We start from the raw sequence: 16,791 nt of genomic DNA, 5'->3' as shown, positions 1-16,791 counted from the left end.
GGCGAACAGATGCCGGACTTTTTTTATTCACCTCCGTCAAGCATGGCCGCTTCCACATCATTGATGTATTGGCGAAGCTCATGTGACATATCGCGGGAAATTTCCCGCTCTTCGAATAATGTTTGGATTTCGTTGCGGATGGCCTGCACGGCCCGCAGTTTGATTTCGAGTTTTTGATTTTCAAAACGGCGGCTCGGACTCTGTTCGTGATACGAGTGCCCCAGCCTGAAAATCAAGTGATTGTAAAAGGAAATGACGGCAAGCGTCACATCTTTATTTTCTTCAGTCATGTGTTTTTTCAGGCTTTCAATGGCCGCTTTTGCCGTTTTAACCCTTGTGGTGCGGATGAGGCCTTCTTCATTTAAAATCGACATTTCCGGCTTTTTTTGTTCACCGAAAAAGATCCAGTACATCAGGCGTTTCAGCTTTTTCTTAGATAAGCCGACTTTAAACGGATTCGTATACAGCACTTCCAGTTCATCAAACCGTTCCTGAAGGCTGTCTGCCGTTTCTTCCGGTATTTCGCCCCGCTCAATCAGCCGCAGCAATTCTTCCTGTTCAGCCTGTATCCCTTGGGCGCGGACTTTCCGCTCATCTTTTTTCGTGCGGTTTTTGACGGTGGACTGCTGAAATCTGAGATTTTTCATTTTCTCATTGTATTCGGCAATAACCGCAAAAGAAGCCGTTTTGTTTGTCTCATTCATATTTTCTTTAATGGCCGTTAAGGCAGCCTTTATCAGCTTCCGTCTCGCTGTCAGCAATTTGACTTTCTTCTCTTTCACATTGTCTTCCGGCTTATCTGTCAAAATCGGCAGTACGATTGTCGCCAGCACCAATGTGCACATAATAACACCCGCGGCTAAAAAGAGAATCAAATTCCGTTCAGGAAACGGTGAGCCGTCAGAGAGCACGTAAGGAATGGAAAAGGAACCCGCGAGCGTGACCGCTCCCCTGACGCCTGAAACCGAAATCAGCAGGGTCGAGCGCAGGCCGGGTTTATAAATGCTCTGATCCTTGTTAAAAAACCACTTGCCGTTCCAAAAAAACAGCACCCACAAAAACCTGAGAATCATTAACGTCAGCGTAATGACGATAATGTACCCGATGACCATCATATTGTTAAACGCGGTATCATTAAAGATGACAGAAACCACATCCGGTATTTGCGCACCTAAAATAACGAAAACAAGACCGTTCAGAATGAACAAAATAATATTCCACGTACTTGAAGAGACGATTTGCAGTTTGACCATCGTTGATTCAAGACGGTCTTGCTCCACCGCATGCGTGATGCCGCCGGCCACAACGGCTAAAATGCCGGAAACGCCGATTTCTTCAGCCGCGAGATAGATGACAAACGGCGTCAGAATTTGAATCAGCATATGCATCGTGACATCCTGCATGCCGAGGCGGCGCAAAAACAGCCGGAAACGGATAATCAAAAAAGAAATGACGACACCGCTGAGTAAACCGCCGGCTGAAATCAGAACGAAACTGAAGGCGGCCTGTGCCAGCGAAAATGCGCCCGTCACGGCAGACGCAATCGCAAATTTAAAAGCGACCAGGCCGGATGCGTCATTCATCAGTCCTTCTCCTTCAAGGAGACGCAGAATGCCTTTTGGCATCTTCACTCGCCCTGACAGCGCGCTGACCGCGACAACGTCAGTCGGTGACAGTATCGCCGCCAGCCCGAACGCGGCAGCCAGCGGAATGCTCGGAATCATCCAATGAATCGTGTAACCGCCGACAATCACCGTGGCAAACACGAGCCCGAGCGCAAGCAGCAAAATCGGCGCTCTTAAATTCCAAAGTTCCGCACGCGGCGTCCGTTTTCCATCGTTAAAAAGCAGCGGAGCGATAAACAAAACAAAAAATAATTCGGTATTCAGTTCAAAATGAAGCCCCTGCGGAAATGACGCCGCAATGATACCGAGCGCCACCTGAATCAGAGGCACCGGGATAAAGGGGACAAACCGATTTACGATATTTGAGATCGCGATGATGGTTAAAAGTACGAGTACGACTAAAAATATGTCCAAAGCATGACCTCCTTCATCTGCTGCATCATATCATTATTGCCTGTTCTCTGCCTTTGCCAAAGGCCGGAGCCGATGATCGGGCAGATTCAATATATTTTCCGCACGCAACCATTCTTCTTTTATTTTACCCGTTTTTATTTAAAATTTCTCATAACGTGCTCACGGCGAACTTTTTTTGCCTTCAGCTACATTTTTTCCGGAAAAAGAAAAAGCCTGTTTTCTCTGAAAACAGGCTTTTTCGCAAGCTGCGTCATCTGTTTCATGACGCGGTGCAGCGTTTGTTTTAAGTGCTCATCTTATTCGTGAAAATTCGTGCCGTCTGTCGTCGCTTTAATGATGCCCGTGCGGATGACGAAATCGCCGAAGTGTTCGCCTTCCTCACGCTCTTTCGCGTAGCGCGGGAGAATGGTGCGAAGCTCACTCAGAATTTCCTCTTCACCGATATTTTCCCGGTACATTTTGCTCAAACGGCTGCCGTCAAACGCCGCTCCTAAATACATATTATATTTTCCGGGCGCCTTTCCGATAAATCCGATTTCGCCAAGCGCATGGCGGGCGCAGCCATTCGGGCACCCGGTCATACGGATGGTGATTTCTTCATCCCGCAGCCCGTTTTCGTCAACAATGGCTTCAATCTTATCAATCAATTTCGGCAGATACCGCTCGGCTTCGGCCATGGCGAGCCCGCATGTCGGAAGCGCGACGCAAGCCATTGAACTGCGGCGGAGGGCGGAATGCTGCCGGCCGTCTGTCAGACCGTATTGTTCGATTAATGCGCTGATTTGTTTCTTTTTCTGGCTCGAGACATTGCCGATAATCAGGTTTTGATTAGAGGTGAGACGGAAATCTCCCGTATGGACTTTGGCGATTTCACGCAATCCCGTCATCAGCTTATAATTCTCATAGTCCGTGACGCGGCCGCCTTCGATAAACATCGTAAAGTGCCATTTCCCTTTTACACCCTTCACCCATCCGTAACGGTCGCCGTTATGGTCAAAATGATAAGGTCTCGCTTCATCCAGCTGCCAGCCGAGGCGGTTTTCCAGCTCGGCTTTTACGTTTTCCAGCCCGAGACGGTCAACAGTGTACTTGAATCTGGCGTTCTTTCTGACGGAACGGTTTCCGTAATCGCGCTGAATCGTAATGGTTTTTTCCGCTACATCATACAGCTGCTCCGGTTTGCAGAAGCCGATGACTTTTGAAAGCTGCGGATAAGTGGCCGTATCGCCGTGCGTCATTCCCATACCGCCGCCGATTGCAACGTTGAATCCGATAAGTTTGCCTTCCTCCACGATGGCAATGAAGCCGAGATCTTGAGAAAAGACATCGATATCATTGGACGGAGGCACGGCGATTCCGATTTTGAATTTCCGCGGCAGGTACAGCGGCCCGTACATCGGTTCCGTTTCCGTGTCAGGAGTGCCCGCCACACGTTCCTCATCAAGCCAGATTTCATGATAGGCTCTCGTGCGCGGAAGAAGGTCATCGCTCAATTTCTTCGACCATTCGTATACTTCCGCATGAATTTCAGACTGGTACGGATTTGAAGCGCACATGACGTTTCGGTTGACATCTCCGCAGGCCGCAATGGTATCAAGCAGCGCCGCATTGATTTTCTGAATCGTTTTTTTCATGTTCCATTTTAAAATTCCGTGCATTTGAAACGTTTCACGCGTTGTCAGCTTCAATGTATTGTTTCCGTATTTTTGCGCCAGTTCATCCATGACAAGCCATTGTTCCGGAGTTGACACGCCGCCTGGCATCCGAACGCGCAGCATGAACTGATAAGCCGGTTCAAGCTTTTGTTTTTGACGTTCATTACGGAGATCGCGGTCATCCTGCAAGTAGCTTCCGTGATGCTTCATCAGCCGGTTGTCATCGTCCGGGATGCCGGCTGAAATCCGGTCGAGCATGACTTCTTTCAATGTGCCGCGCAAATAATCACTTTTTTCTTTAATTTCCTCAACATCACTTGGAGGGCCTTCCGGCGCTTTTAAAATGTTGTTCACCATGCTGAATAAGCTCCTTTCAAACCAAAATCAATATACGTCACGCTGATAGCGTTTTTTCTGCTGCATGTCTGCCAGGAAGCTTTCCGCTTTTTCACGGCTCATGCCGCCTTCTTCCTGAATAATATCGAGAAGCGCCTGGTGCACGTCATGCGCCATCTGCTGTTCATCACCGCAGATGTATACGGCGGCTCCCTGCTGCAGCCATTCATACAGCTCTTTGCTTTGTTCTTTCATGCGGTGCTGCACATATACCTTTTCTTCTGAATCCCGGGAAAAAGCGACGTCCATTTTTGTGAGAACACCGTTTTGCAGCCATTTTTGCCATTCCGTCTGGTACAGAAAATCAGTGACAAAGTGCTGATCCCCGAAAAACAGCCATGTTTTCCCCTCAGCTCCGGTTTCTTCACGCTCCTGCATAAAGGAACGGAACGGCGCGATGCCTGTCCCCGGCCCGACCATAATGACCGGTGTATCCGGATTGTCCGGCAGCTTGAAGTTTTGGTTGTGCTGAATGTATATCGGAAGCGTATCTCCCGGCTGGAGTCTTTCCGCACAAAGAATGCTGCAGACGCCTTTTCGTTCTCTGCCGTGCGCGTCATATCTGACCGCTCCGATTGTCAGATGCACCTCTTCCGGATTCGCTTCTAAACTGCTTGCGATCGAATAGAGCCGGGCCGGCATTTTACGCAGGATGGAAAGAAAGTCTTCCGCTGTCGCTTCCCACGGCCCGAAATCCCGGACGAGATCAAGCAGATCACGGCCGTTGATGTATGCTTTCAGCTGCTCTTCATTTCCTTCGGCCAGAAGTTCACTCAGCTTTTGGTCAGCCGTAAACTGTGCGGCCTTTTGCAGGAACGGTTTTGTTAAGACGGTTATTTCAAAATGAGAAGTAAGCGCGTCTTTCAAAGGGAGACGCTCTCCTTGTTTATTCACCGCCACTTCCTGTTTTGGGTCCCATTTCAGCTCATTGATCAGCTCATCCACAAGCGCCGGATCATTTTCCGGATAGATGCCGAGGCTGTCTCCGGGCTGATACGCGAGGCCCGACCCTTCAAGCGAAAGCTCGAGATGGCGTGTTTCTTTATTCGAACCGCGTCCGTTCAGATTGATGTTCTCAAGAACCTCCGCCCGAAACGGGTTCGTTCTGGAATAAACGGATTCACCGAGAGCCGGCGTCTCGGCAGGCGCTTCGGCTGTTTGATTTCCCGCTCCTTCGTTCAAACCGCCGATGACCGCGTCAAGCCATTCCGAAAACGGCTCATCATAATCAAGATCGCAATCAACCCGCGGCGCAAGCTGGGTGCCGCCGAGCTCTTGAAGACGCTCGTCAAACTCTTTGCCGGTCTGGCAGAAAAATTCATACGAGCTGTCCCCGAGCGCCAAAACGGAGTAACGGAGCGCTTCAAGCTTCGGCGCGCGTCTGCCGTGAAGAAATTCATGAAAGGCCAGCGCGTTATCCGGCGGATCGCCTTCTCCGTGCGTGCTCACCACGATCAGTAAATTGTTTACTTTTTTCAGATTATTCGGCTTAAAATCGTTCATCGACGCGACGGTGACCTGGAATCCCCGTTCCTCAAGCGTCTTTACCGTCTGTTTCGCAAGACCTTCCGCATTTCCCGTTTGCGATCCGTATAATACGGTCACTTCTCTTGAGACTGCCGGGCTTTCTGCTGGAGCCGGAGCAGCGGGTGCGGCTGTTTCACCGGATTCGGACCGGGCCGCAGCCAAATAACCGCTCAGCCAGATTTTCTGTGATTCTGTCAAGGTCGGCAGAAGGCGGTTAAGGAGCTCTGCCTGCTCCTGATTAAACGGACTGTTCATGACCTGAAGTTGCAACGATATCCACCTCACAAGGAATTAAACGTAACGTACGTTATTTCTATAGGAATTGTCAAAATAATATTCTAATTGAAACTTTACCGAAAGTTTGTATGTAAGTAAAATATATAATCATGATGACAATGATTAAGATTACTAATGATAAAAAGCCCTTTGCACTTGGCAAAGGGCTTACACGAATAAGCCGGCGGGCACTTCTTTTATAAAAGGAGAGGGTTCTCCCGGAGACAATACGGTCAGATGATGCATCGCGCGCGTACAGGCCGTATATAACAGCTTACGGTCATGTTCGCTTTTGTACTGGGCAGCAGAGGCGTCAGCGGCAATGACGGCGTCAAACTCAATGCCTTTTGCCAAATAAACGGGAATGACGCATACCCCTTTTTGAAAAGGCTGGTTTTCTTTATTGATCAAACGCACACCGCTCCCGGGACTGACCGCCTGAAATACTTTTTTGGCTTCCGCGGCCGTTTTGCAGATGACGGCGACCGTCTCCCAGCCTTTTTGTCTGAGCTCCCGGATTGTATCCGCCAATTGTTCCTGCCGCGCTTTTTCTGTATCCGTCCGCAAAACACGCGGTTTTTCCCCGTTCCGGTTAAAAGGCTCAATGTCATCGCCGTCAGCCAGCAGCGCTTTCGTAAATTCAACAATCTGCCGCGTCGATCTGTAAGTCCGTTTCAGGCTGACATACTTTTCTGCACCATTGCGAAAGCAGCCGGCGAGGGAAGAAGGGCCCGTAATGGTGTGGGCATAAATCGACTGGCTGACATCACCGAGCACCGTCATCTTTGCCGCTGGGAAGATGCTTTGAATATACGTGAGCTGAAATGGGGAATAATCCTGCGCTTCATCAATGAAGACGTGCTTCATTTGTGTGTTTTTTCTTTTTCCTTCTAACAGATCCTGCAAATACAGATACGGAGCGGCATCTTCATACGGAAGTGACCGTTCTGCAAATGCGTTTCTGGTCAAAGCGCCGATGCTCTCCCAATGATCGGGCTTTTCATCAGCTCCCCAGTCTGAAAACAGCCCGAGATACATCCGTTTTATATCGAGAAAGCCGAGCCGTCTGACGGCCTGCTTAATCGGTTTAAAGGCTTTGCCGACAATAATGGCGCCGAGCAGGCGCTGTTCGCGCTGATGGTCGTCAAATGCAGGTTCATCATCTGCCGCCTGCTTCTTGAGTGTTTGATAAACTTCAGCATAGTCTTCCTTATCAAGCAGCTCGCTCTCCTGCAAGACCCATTCCTTCTTACGCTCCTTTTTTTCGAGAGCGCTGATTTCCGCGAGAAGCCATTCCGCCGTCAGCTCCGCTCTGTTCGGAATCGGCAGCTGCTGATCAAGCGAATAAAAATAGTCTTCAATCCGCTCTTTTGAAATCAGGATGTCTCCCCGGAAGCTGATCTGTTTACACATCAGGCCCGAGCCGGAAAGCGAGCCGGCATAGCGGTCAATCATGGCCTGGAAAGCTGATGACGCTTTGTAAGCAATGGCTGCGATCCTTACGGAAAGTGCGTCCTGGTTTTGTTCAGTCAGGCAATATTCAAGCTGCTCGTACGGGCTTTCACAATCAAACTTTCGTCCAAGCCGGCGGATGATATATTCCTGAAAGGTGGCCTGCTCCATATTCTCTTCTCCCAATTCCGGCAATACGGCGGACACATAACTGTTGAACAAAATATTCGGGGAAAACAATACAATCTGACGGGCATCAAGCACCCCGCGCCCGCGGTACAGCAAGTAAGCGGCCCGCTGAAGCGCCGCGGATGTTTTCCCGCTTCCGGCGGCTCCCTGAACAATGAGATATTTGCTTTTTTCATCCCGGATGATTTCGTTCTGTTCTTTTTGGATGGTTGACACGATGTTTTTCATATGCTGTCCGGAATGACCGCTCAGCACCTCTTGCAGCATTTCGTCACCAATCGTCATATCCGTGTTAAACATCGCTTTAAGCGTCCCGTTTTTAATGATAAACTGCCGCTTCAGTGTGATGTCTCCCTCTATCGTTTCTTCCGGAACTTCATAGCGGGCTTTTCCCGGGGAATATTGATAGTAAAGAGATGAGATGGGCGCGCGCCAATCATAAATGAGAAATTGCTCGTTGTTTTCATCCATCAAAGAAGTCAGCCCGATATAAATCCGCTCGGAAGAGGACTCCCCTTTTTCCGTAAAATCGACACGGCCGAAGTAAGGAGAGGTTTTCAGCTTTTGGATTTTTTGAAGCTGCCGGTATTGAAGCCGATGAGTCCGTTCACGTTCAGAAAGCATTTCTGCCTGCTGTTTAATGCTTGAAAATGTCTCAGCCGCTTCGTGGGCATCATCCATATTCACGGTGACATCATCCCAAAACGTTTTTCTCAGCCCGACAATATCCTGCTTTAATCCGCCCGATGAGGCTTCAAGATGAGTTTGTTTCTGTTCCAGTTCCTTCATGACAAAATTGATTCTTTCCTGCTCTTCTTTCCACTCTTTATCACGTTTTGCCATCAGCGGCACCTCCGACATCAAGCTGACAAATCCGGCTTTCATCATACAAACATATATGCAACATATTATTCAGCATTATGGTCAAATACCCTTTTTCTTATCATATCGGGCGTCTTTTTTTATCAGAAGCCGTTATGAAAAAAAACCGATTTCGTTTGTGAAATCGGTTTTTTACTGATCTATATGATAGGAACGATTCGGAAGGCGCCACCTGAACACATAACTGCAGATGCGGCATGCCACAAGCACAAGAAACAGCACATACAAACCGGCGGCATCCCCGGCCCAGCCGAGGCCCACGATTAACCCTCCGAGCGCGGCCCAGACTGCATAAATTTCCGCCTTGAGCACAAGCGGCTTCCTGCCCGCGAGCAAATCCCGTATGATGCCGCCCCCGCTGCCGGTCAGCACCGCTGCCGCAATCACCGCACTGAGCGGATGGCCCATTTTCACGGCATATAAAGCGCCTTGGATGGCAAACGCCGAAAGCCCGATGGCATCGGATAGGTTGCCCCATTTACTCCAATGTCTTAACAGCAGCTTCGGAAACAAAAAGACAATCGTAACTGATGCGAGAGCGATTTGAAAAAACGCGCCTTGCTCCCACAAGGCGGAGACCGGGACACCGATCAGCAGGTTTCGGATGGCTCCGCCGCCGAACGCCGTTACAATCCCCAAAATATACACGCCTAAAATATCATACTCCTCTTCCATCGCAACAATCGCTCCGCTGACCGCAAACGCAATGATGCCGATTACACTAAGCAGCTCCCAGGCCATTCCATATGCTCCTTTTTATTTGTTAAATTTTCTGACGACCATTAGATTTTATAATCGCTTTCTCTTAAAATCAACCTTATTTTTGAAAGATTCTGATTCCTAACCCGGGACAACCTCACCCGCAACGGCTGGGAGCAAGAATATTTACCTATTTTATACTATTTTGGGAGGTTTATTGGAAGTTTCATTGAATACTTTCTCTAACAAAAAGGGGGTTATGAGATGAAAATCAGTTCACTTGTTTTTCCTGTTTTATTGGCCGCCGGATTAATTCCCGGCCTGCCGTCAGCCGAAAGCCATACGCATTCGCACACTCATGCGGAGCCGGCGAAAACGGTGTATACGGACCCGCTTCCGAAAGCCGATCATTTTAAAGATTTGAAGGGACCGGTCCAAGTTGAACAGACGGTTGACACAAAAATTCTGGATGAAAACGGCAAGCAGGTCGGCACGAAACGATTTAATGCCAATGTCAGTCAGGATAAAGCCTCAACTAAAGCCGGCACGGGCTCTCAGAAGGTCAGAGTTTTGGCGGTGGCGGACGCTGAATACCGCGCCAAATACAGCGACTGGCAAACGCGAATCGTCCAGATCGTGGAGCAGGCGGATGTCGCTTTTAACCGTGATCACAACATTGATTTCGTCGTACAGGCCGTGCAGGCTTGGAATTCTTCCGGCTCAAACAGTTCTCAGATTTTATCGAATCTCCAAGGCAGCTTCAGAAATCAAAATTATCATTTTGTCGTCGGTTTTACCGCAAAATCAAGTTTTGACGCCGGCGGTATCGCGTATGTATATAACGGCAAACCGAGCGGCCCGGCTTTCAGCGTGAACCTTGATCAAGGAACGGCCAACACGGCGAAAGCGGCACAGCACGAGTTTTCCCATAACTTCGGACTTCAGCATGACGCCCAAGGCAGCGGCATCCGCTGCGTCATGAATTATGATTATGCCTATTCCGTTGATATTTGGGACAGCTCCCATAACAGACAGATTGCGACAAACAAAGCTTGGTACAAATAATAGAAAAAGAGCCGCTCCCATGGAGCAGGCTCTTTATTTTGCCGTGCGTTCCGTTTTGACAAAACACATGCAGATCATAATGAGAATAAATGCCGTCAATGCCAGGAAAGGAATGGTAATGAAACCGAACCAGTTTATATATTCAGATGAGCAAGGCACGCCGTAGACACACGGCTTGATGCCGCTGAAACCGGGCACCTTCTGCTCAAGGTAATGCATGATCGATATAAACGCGCCGATGACGGCCATCGGCAGCACATATTTTTTCACGCGCGTGTCACCCTGAAAGGTGGCGATTCCTAAAATCAGGACAAGCGGGTACATGAGAATTCTTTGATACCAGCACAGCTCGCACGGTATGAATTTTCTGATCTCGCTGAAATATAGGCTGCCGAGCATGGCAGCAAGAGCTATCACCCAAGAAGCATATAAAAATACGATTCTATTTTTCATTTTTCAGCTCTTTCTTAATCGTTTTTGAAATCTCATCATATTTAGAGAAGTCATTAATCACCTTGTCATTTACATAAATCGTCGGTGTCGCCGTAATGTTTAATTTATCATTCAGGTCAGTGTCAGTTTTCAGCTCTTTTGCAAATGTCTCTTTATCAAGGTTTTCCTTCAGCTTGTCAGGATCAACCTTTTTCGCGGTGCTTTTGACCGTTTTTTCAAGCAATGCAGGCGTGACCCATTCCTGTTCGCTTGACGGCTGCTCTTCAAACAGCTTTTCATGGAAAGTCCAGAATGATGCCGGGTCTTCTTTCCACACTTCTTCTGAAGCAAGAGCCGCCAGACGCGAGCCGCTTCCGTGGTACATGACGTTCACAAATGAAAATTTCACGTCGCCTTTATCGATAAAATCTTTTTTGATTTTCGGAAAGATATCGCTGTTAAATACTTTGCATGAAGGACATTTGTAATCTCCGAATTCAACTACCGTAACAGGCGCGCTGTCTTTGCCGAGCACGGGCTGTCCTTTAATGGAAGGCTGTTCGGCGACTGTTTCGCCCGCTTTTTCCGTTTGGTTGTTAATAATTACGATGGCCGCAAATAAAACGACAACGATTAACGTCAGTATCACCGCAAATTTCGCAGACGATTGTTTCTTTTTCACTCAGACACCTCATTGTTTTTAAAATAAAAAAGAAGCGGATGCCGGATGGCCCGCTTCTCTATTTTACCAAGACAACCTTGTTTAAGAAAACCCTGAAAAACGAATTATCTTTGACAATTATTCCGCTTTCACTCTCATGACGCGCATCGCGTTGGCAACGGCGATCAGCGTGACGCCTACATCTGAAAAGACCGCTTCCCACATGGTGGCGAATCCGAATGCGCCAAGCAGGAGAAAAATGATTTTTACGCCTAAAGCAAATCCGATGTTCTGCCAGACGATCCGGCGTGTGCGGCGTGCAATCCGGATGGCTTCGGCTGCTTTTGACGGCTGGTCTGTCATCAGGACGACATCGGCCGCTTCGACGGCGGCATCAGAGCCGAGAGCCCCCATGGCAGCTCCGATGTCAGCTCTGGCAAGCACAGGCGTATCATTAATCCCGTCACCGACAAACATCAGTTTTTCATTCGGTGAAAGCGCCGCTTCAAGTTCTTCGACGCGGTCTACCTTGTCACCCGGCAAAAGCTCTGTGTACACGTCATCAATACCGAGCTCTCGGCCGACAGCTTCTCCGGTCTGCTTTGAATCACCCGTCAGCATCACTGTCCGCTTCACGCCGAGCGCTTTTAAATTGGCAATGGCCTGTTTGGCGTCCTCTTTGATTTCGTCGGCGATCACGATCGCCCCCGCATACTGCTGATCAACGGCGACATAGACGACGGTTCCGTTATTTTCAGCTGTGCCGGAAGCGATTTGTTCTTTTGCCATCAGTTTTTGATTTCCGGCCAAAATCGTTGATCCGCCGGTTTTCACCCGAATGCCGTGTCCGGGTATTTCTTCATATTCTTCAATCTCGTCTGCCGCTAACGGTTGATTGTAAGCTTCACGGATGGAAGAAGCAATCGGATGATTGGAATGGGCTTCTGCGAGCGCGGCCGCATGAAGCAGGCTGTCTTTTGTAAACCCTGCCGCCGGCTTGATATCAGTAACGGCGAAATTGCCTTTCGTTAAGGTTCCCGTTTTATCAAACACGGCGTATGCCACCTGATTGAGCGCTTCTAAATAGTTGCTGCCTTTCACGAGCACCCCTGCTTTAGACGCAGCTCCGATACCGCCGAAAAACCCGAGCGGAATGGAGACGACGAGTGCGCACGGACAAGAAATCACAAGGAAAATCAGCGCGCGGTACACCCAGTCGGATAGCGCGGCTGAAGGCACGAGAAGCGGCGGTAAAAAGGCGAGAAGCACCGCAACAATGACAACGGCCGGTGTATAGTACTTGGCAAACTTCGTAATAAAGTTTTCCGTTTTCGCTTTACGTCCGGCCGCATTTTCGACCAGATCCAATATTTTTGACACGGCAGAGTCTTCATATCCTTTAGAGGTTTCAATATGCAGCACGCCGTTCTGATTCATAAATCCGGCCATCACATCTTGCCCCGGCTCCGCTTTTCTCGGCACGGATTCGCCCGTTAAAGCGGATGTATCAACCATCGAAGAACCGCTCAGCACCTTTCCGTCCAGCGGAATCCGTTCTCCGGGATTCACGACGATGACCTGTCCGACTTTGACGTCCTGCGGCGGAACGGCAGCCATGCCGTTTTCCGTTTTCACATTGGCGTACTCAGGACGGATGTCCAATAACGCGCTGATCGATTTTCTGGATCGGCTGACGGCCGCTCCCTGAAACAATTCACCGATTTGGTAGAACAGCATGACCGCGACGCCTTCCGGATACTGATGAATTACAAATGCGCCGATCGTGGCAAGCGCCATCAGAAAATGCTCATCAAATACCTGGCCGCGGACAATGTTTTTTCCCGCTCTGGCTACGATATCGCCGCCGATGATCAAATATGAAGCAAAAAAGAGCAGAAACTCAAGGACGGCGCCCGTGTGCGCGAAGTAAGCGATGACGGCCAAAACGGCTCCCGATGCCAATCTCACTAACATCAGCTGCAGCTTTTTGCGGTACTCATCCTCGCCGGGTTTGTCTTCATGTTTCGCACGGACGGTCACATGAGGATCAATGGACTTTACTTTTTTCGCAACCTCATCTTTCATCCATTGCTCGTTTTTGCCGCCGGCTGAGACCGTGATGGTGCTTGCCGCAAAATTGACAGCACAGCCGTCGATGCCGTCAATGGCTTTTACGCCGTTTTCTATTTTTTTTGCACAGTTGCTGCAATCAAGTCCGTCTAATACAAATTCACCTTTGGCTGCTTTCATTTTCGACTCACCCTACTTTCCGTAATAGGATTCCCATAACATCAATACAGCTAAACGATTTTATATATATGAACATATACTCATATATGTGTTTTCTCTATTATATGCAGGCTTTGAATAAAGTGTCAATAAAAAAGACAAAACAGGCCTCAGCCCATTTTGTCTTTTTTCACCTTCTGTAAACGCAAAGCATTAAGCACGACCGATACTGAGCTGAACGCCATGGCAGCGCCTGCCACCCACGGGGCCAGAAAGCCGGACGCCGCAATCGGAATGCCGATGCTGTTGTATCCCAATGCCCAGCCTAAATTCTGCTTGATGTTTCTCATGGTCAGCCTGCTCATGCCGATGGCGTCGGCAATGCCGTTCAGGTCACCGCGGATCAGCGTAATATCCGCCGCTTCCATTGCGATATCTGTGCCGGTGCCGATGGCCATTCCGATATCGGCCACAGCCAGCGCCGGAGCATCATTGATGCCGTCACCGACCATCGCCACACGTCTGCCTTCTTTTTGCAGCCGGGAAATTTCCGCCGCCTTTTGTTCGGGAAGCACTTCGGCGATCACGCTGCCGATGCCCGCGGCTTTTGCAATGGCCTCCGCGGTCTTTTTGTTGTCACCGGTCATCATGATGACGTCAAGCCCCATATCATTCAGGCGTTTCACCGCGGCCGGAGATGTTTCTTTGATTGTATCGGCGACTGCGATAAGCCCCGCCGCTTTGCCGTCTGCCGCAATAAGCATCACCGTTTTTCCTTCCGCCTCCAAGCGGGCCATTTGCGGAAGCAGCGCCTCATGTTCAATGTGTTCTGATTCCATCAGCCGTCTTGATCCGGCTAGAATCGTTCTGCCGTCAGCCTCTGCATAGATTCCGGAACCGATCCGGGCTTGGAACCGGGTGATTTTCGGGATGGCAATCCCCCGTTTTTCGGCTCCTGACACGATGGCTTCTCCAAGCGGGTGCTCTGATCCCGTTTCGGCGGCCGCCGCCAGCCGCAGGAGTTCCTCTTCGTTCATTCCCTCTGCCGGTACGGCATCTGTCAGAACAGGTCTGCCGTTTGTCACCGTTCCTGTTTTATCCAGTACGATTGTCGTCAGACGCTGTGTTTTTTCTAAATGCTCTCCGCCTTTAAAAAGAATGCCGAATTCAGCTGCGCGGCCTGAGCCCGCCATAATGCTCGTCGGTGTGGCGAGCCCGAGTGCGCACGGACAGGCAATGACAAGCACGGCGATGAATTTGCCGATCGCTTCAGAAAACTGTCCCGGCGCGGCCCATACATACCAAATGAGAAAAGTCAGCACGGCCAGCCCCAGCACAATCGGGACGAAAATGCCTGAAATGTGATCCGCGAGCCGCTGAATAGGGGCTTTTGATCCTTGGGCTTCTTCTACGATTTTAATAATGTGTGCAAGCGCGGTATCTTTCCCGACATTCACCGCTCTGATTTTGAGAAAGCCGTTTGCATTGATCGTCGCCCCGGTGACGATGCTTCCGGGAGACTTATCGACAGGCATGCTCTCTCCCGTAATCATCGATTCATCAATCGCGGAATAGCCTTCAATCACTTCGCCATCGACAGGGACGCGTTCTCCCGGTTTCACATATACGATATCCCCCGTCCGGACCTCGTCAATCGGAATCACCTGTACCTTCCCTTCCCGCTCAACCGCCGCCGTCTTCGCCTGAAGCTTCATTAACTTTTTAATCGCTTCTGATGAGCGGCCTTTCGCTTTCATCTCTAAAAGCTTTCCAAGCAAAATCAAAGTCAGCAAAATGGCGCTCGTTTCATAATAAAGCCCCTCAACATGTCCGTCTCGTCCGAGAGACGCAATCGTCATGTACAGGCTGTATGCGTAAGCGGCCGTCGTTCCGAGCGCAACGAGAACATCCATATTGGCGCTTTTGTTTCTCAGCGCCTTGTACGCTCCCATATAAAAAGGCCAGCCGATGACGAGCTGCACCGGGGTGGCAAGCGCGAATTGCAGCCACGGATTCATCAGGATATCCGGCATCCAGATAAAAGAAGTGAAAGAAAAATGGCTGACCATCGACCATAGAAGCGGAAAGGAGAGAACGGCAGAAAATATCAGCCTGATCAGCTGCTTTCGCTGCTCTTTCTCCTTTTGGGAAAATCCGCCGTCTCCATCAACCGCTTTCTTCTCGTCTAATCTGTAGCCGAGTTTTGCCACGGTCTCTTTCAGCTCTTTCGGTGTCACCTCTTTCGGATTGTATTCAACGGTGACCGTTTCCAGAGCGAAATTCACCGGTGCGCTGTCAACTCCCCCTATTTTGTTCAGGCGCTTTTCAATCCGGTTGGCGCAAGCGGCGCATGTCATGCCTTCAATCTGAAACTCGGCTTTTTCCGTCACAACATGGTAGCCGAGTTTTTCAATTTTTTCTTTTATGGCGCCAGCTTCGATTTTGTCAGGCTGATAGGAAATATTTGAGGTTTCAAGCGCAAGATTGACGGAAGCGTCATTGACGCCGTCCATCCGTTTCAGCCCTTTTTCAATTCTTGAAGCGCAGGCGGCGCATGTCATGCCCCCCACTTGAATGGTCATTTCTTTCGGTTCACTCAATGTCCTCATCTCTCTTCATAAACCCCACAGGGGTATAATTATGATAAAAGAAAACCGCGCCCGTTTCCGCAGCGCGATAAATCCTATACGACGTCATAACCTTGATCTTCAATCGCGTCTTTTATATCTGATACGGAGACTTTGTTCTCATCAAACGTCACGTCCACCTGTCCGGCTTCCAATTTCACCTGAACCGCCGTCACTCCGTTCAGTTCTCCTACTCCGGTCTCTACTGCTTTGACACAGTGCTGACAGGACATGCCTTCGACTTGCAGTGTTTTTTGTTCCATGATGATTCCCTCCACGTCTTGTTTTTTCTTCTTCATGTTACCATACCCCTGTAGGGTATTTCAAAACATTTTATTTTACGATTTTGCGATTTTTTTCACAACATCAAGCAGCTCGGCAATCGCCTGCTCCCCGTTTCCGCTCTCAATGGCGCCGGCTACGCAGTGATGGGCGTGATCTTCCAGCAGATGAAACGCGACTTTCTGCATGGCCGCCTGTACGGCTGAAATCTGCACGAGAATATCCACGCAGTATCGTTCGTTCTCCACCATATTCTGAATGCCCCTGACCTGGCCTTCAATCCGTTTCAGCCGGTTCAGAATCTGGTCTTTTTCTTTGGCGCTTTTATGATTTAACGATTGATGCTCGGTATGTTTGTCCATTTTCCACCTCGGTTTTTT

12 protein-coding genes are annotated in these 16,791 nt (G+C 49.4%); 1 reads left to right on the top strand and 11 read right to left on the bottom strand.

Features of this window, described 5'->3' with window-relative positions:
- Positions 1-23: 23 nt before the first annotated feature.
- From SB724_RS12440 to SB724_RS12420, 5 genes are all read right to left on the bottom strand, one after another.
- Complete coding sequence (locus SB724_RS12440) at positions 24-2,039, bottom strand: Na+/H+ antiporter (protein ID WP_410571339.1); 2,016 nt, start codon at positions 2,037-2,039, stop codon at positions 24-26.
- A 296-nt stretch (positions 2,040-2,335) separates the two neighbouring features.
- On the bottom strand, positions 2,336-4,051 hold the full coding sequence (gene cysI / locus SB724_RS12435; protein ID WP_410571337.1) for an assimilatory sulfite reductase (NADPH) hemoprotein subunit: 1,716 nt from the start codon (positions 4,049-4,051) through the stop codon (positions 2,336-2,338).
- A 27-nt stretch (positions 4,052-4,078) separates the two neighbouring features.
- Positions 4,079-5,887, bottom strand: a complete 1,809-nt coding sequence (locus tag SB724_RS12430) for an assimilatory sulfite reductase (NADPH) flavoprotein subunit (protein ID WP_265973021.1) — start codon at positions 5,885-5,887, stop codon at positions 4,079-4,081.
- Between the two features lie 174 nt (positions 5,888-6,061).
- A complete protein-coding gene (helD, locus tag SB724_RS12425; RefSeq protein ID WP_410571334.1) occupies positions 6,062-8,377 on the bottom strand; it encodes an RNA polymerase recycling motor HelD in 2,316 nt (771 codons plus the stop codon).
- A 171-nt stretch (positions 8,378-8,548) separates the two neighbouring features.
- Positions 8,549-9,157, bottom strand: coding sequence for a trimeric intracellular cation channel family protein (locus tag SB724_RS12420; protein WP_007410017.1), 609 nt, complete (start codon positions 9,155-9,157; stop codon positions 8,549-8,551).
- 222 nt (positions 9,158-9,379) lie between these two features.
- Between SB724_RS12420 and SB724_RS12415 the strand changes: the two genes are divergently transcribed.
- Positions 9,380-10,180 carry a zinc-dependent metalloprotease gene (locus SB724_RS12415; protein WP_007613764.1) on the top strand — a complete coding sequence of 267 codons (801 nt, stop codon included), beginning with the start codon at positions 9,380-9,382 and terminating at the stop codon, positions 10,178-10,180.
- A 33-nt stretch (positions 10,181-10,213) separates the two neighbouring features.
- On the opposite strand, the gene SB724_RS12410 is transcribed toward SB724_RS12415, so the two are convergent.
- From SB724_RS12410 to csoR, 6 genes are all read right to left on the bottom strand, one after another.
- Entirely contained in the window at positions 10,214-10,633 is a 420-nt protein-coding gene (locus SB724_RS12410) for a disulfide oxidoreductase (RefSeq protein WP_014305812.1), read from the bottom strand.
- Positions 10,623-11,294, bottom strand: a complete 672-nt coding sequence (bdbD, locus tag SB724_RS12405; RefSeq protein ID WP_265973017.1) for a disulfide bond formation protein BdbD — start codon at positions 11,292-11,294, stop codon at positions 10,623-10,625. Before bdbD ends, SB724_RS12410 begins: the two co-directional genes overlap by 11 nt.
- 117 nt (positions 11,295-11,411) lie before the next feature.
- Positions 11,412-13,523 (bottom strand): heavy metal translocating P-type ATPase, encoded by a 2,112-nt coding sequence (locus SB724_RS12400; protein WP_410571330.1) that lies wholly within the window; start codon positions 13,521-13,523, stop codon positions 11,412-11,414.
- Positions 13,524-13,672: 149 nt separating this feature from the next.
- The gene (locus SB724_RS12395; protein ID WP_410571328.1) at positions 13,673-16,102 is read right to left on the bottom strand and encodes a heavy metal translocating P-type ATPase; all 2,430 of its coding nucleotides are present in this window, start codon (positions 16,100-16,102) and stop codon (positions 13,673-13,675) included.
- An 83-nt stretch (positions 16,103-16,185) separates the two neighbouring features.
- The gene (copZ, locus tag SB724_RS12390) at positions 16,186-16,392 is read right to left on the bottom strand and encodes a copper chaperone CopZ (RefSeq protein WP_015240581.1); all 207 of its coding nucleotides are present in this window, start codon (positions 16,390-16,392) and stop codon (positions 16,186-16,188) included.
- Positions 16,393-16,467: 75 nt separating this feature from the next.
- A complete protein-coding gene (gene csoR, locus SB724_RS12385; RefSeq protein WP_013353610.1) occupies positions 16,468-16,773 on the bottom strand; it encodes a copper-sensing transcriptional repressor CsoR in 306 nt (101 codons plus the stop codon).
- Positions 16,774-16,791: the final 18 nt, after the last annotated feature.

Source organism: Bacillus sp. SIMBA_031, from assembly GCF_046535225.1.
Classification (GTDB): domain Bacteria; phylum Bacillota; class Bacilli; order Bacillales; family Bacillaceae; genus Bacillus; species Bacillus velezensis.
Note: the sequence above shows the minus strand (reverse complement) of the source record. Positions and strands in the feature narration are given on the sequence as shown.